1 protein-coding gene and 1 pseudogene are annotated in these 1,736 nt (G+C 73.5%); one reads left to right on the top strand and one right to left on the bottom strand.

Translation table 11 applies throughout. The features are described from left to right. Positions 1-376 precede the first annotated feature (376 nt). Complete coding sequence (locus MNZ29_RS23995; protein ID WP_242341595.1) at positions 377-892, bottom strand: OmpA family protein; 516 nt, start codon at positions 890-892, stop codon at positions 377-379. 448 nt (positions 893-1,340) lie between these two features. On the opposite strand from MNZ29_RS23995, the pseudogene MNZ29_RS23990 reads away from it, so the two are divergent. After that, positions 1,341-1,736 (top strand): annotated as a pseudogene (locus tag MNZ29_RS23990) (hypothetical protein); the annotation flags it as partial.

Here is a 1,736-nt window from a genome sequence, read left to right as displayed (position 1 = left end):
CCGGCGCCGGGCGCGGAGCGCCGCCCGGGCGCTGCTCGGGGGCCGGCGGCCAGCGAGGCACCTGCGCGCCCGCCGCCCCGGCAGCGACGAGCGCCGCTGCAGCGAGCGCGCCCTTGATCCTGTAGGTCATGATTCCTCCTCCTGGGAAGAATCTGGACCCTCTTCGGGGGCCGCGGGACCCCTCGGCTGAACGGGCGGACGCCCGTGGACGGGACGGCGGGGCGACTCGCGCGATCCGCCTCGGCGCGCGCAGCGAGCCCGGGCCGGGCGGCGCAGGGGATTCGGGCGCAGCTCCGGCTCACGCGCAACGAGTGGCCGGGGGTGCGACGGGGCGCGGGGCCCGCCGGGCTCGGCGGGGCGCCCGCGCCGCGCGCCGCTACAGCTTGACCTGGATCTCGTACCGCCGGTTCTTCGCCTTCTTCGCGGCCGTGTCGTCCGGCTTCACGAGCAGCTTCTTCGAGCCCATGCCGACCGACTCGATCTCCTCCTTCGGCACGCCCTTCGCGACGAGCTCGCGCTCGACGACCGCCGCGCGCTTCGCGGAGAGCTCGTCGTTGTGCTTCGCGTTGCCGCTCGAGTCCGTGTGGCCGGACACGACGAACTTGAAGTTCTTCACGCCGGCGCCGTTGAGCTGCTTCTTGGCGTCGATGAGCACGTTGGAGAGCCGCTGCATCTTGGCGTCGCAGCCGGGCTCGAGGACGTCCGTGTCCGTCTTGAACGAGCACTGGTTCTTGCGGCCCTCGTCGAGCAGCCGCTTGTTGATCTGCTTCTCGAGCTTCCCGACGGTGGCGTTGCCCGCGGCCTTCTTCGCGACGTCCCAGGGCGTCTGGGCCGAGACACGGGTGGCGCCTGCGAGGGCGAGGATGGCGAGGGCGATCGTGACATGACGCATCGTGAATGTCCTCCGGTTGGGCCCGGATATTGAGCCGGGTCTGGCCCGCATGCAACCCGGGCGCGGCCCCCCGCCGGGGCTGCGGACCTCCAACGACAGCGGCGCCGCGCGCGCACACGCGGCGGGAACCACGGGCGGGCCGGTTCGAGGTCGAGGTCGAGGTCGAGGTCGAGGTCGAGGTCGCACCGCCGTCACCTTCCCGTTTCGCTCGCGGCGCGCGTGGATCGCGCGGCGCCCCGTCCGTCCGGTGGACGACCGCCGCCGTGCGCGCCCGCAGGAGGAGCCGTGCGAGACCGGTCCTTCCCTCTCCTGAAGGCGCACCGACGCAGCCGTCGGCGTGCTCCGCACCTCGGCGGCTCTTGGTCACGCGGGGTGCAGGCCGCGCGCGGCGAGCGGCCTTTCGCCGCCTCTCGCCCGTGCGCATGCTGTTCGCGACGAGGAGGCACTCATGGCGCGAACGAGGTCGCAGACGACGACCGATCACGAGACGATCCGGAGGTGGGTCGAGGAGCGCGGCGGCTGGCCGGCGGAGGTGACGTCGACCGCACGCGGCGCCCCCGGTACCGGGATCATCCGCATCGACTTCCCCGGCTACTCCGGCGAGGGGAAGCTGGACCGCATCGAGTGGGACGACTGGTTCCGGAAGTTCGACGAGTCGGGCCTGGCGTTGGTCTACCAGGACACCACCGCCGGCGGCGAGCAGAGCAACTTCAACAAGCTCGTGGCGAAGGAGACCGCGCAGGCGCGCGCGACCGGACGGCGAACCCCCCGCGCCTCTGCCGGCGCGGCGCGGAAGGGCCGCGCGGCGGGTGCGCGCCGCGGGCGCACGGCCACGGCCGGCCAG

This window comes from Anaeromyxobacter sp. SG64, from assembly GCF_022690745.1.
In the GTDB taxonomy this organism is placed as follows: Bacteria; Myxococcota; Myxococcia; order Myxococcales; family Anaeromyxobacteraceae; genus Anaeromyxobacter; species Anaeromyxobacter soli.
This window is presented reverse-complemented; position numbering and strand designations above follow the sequence as displayed.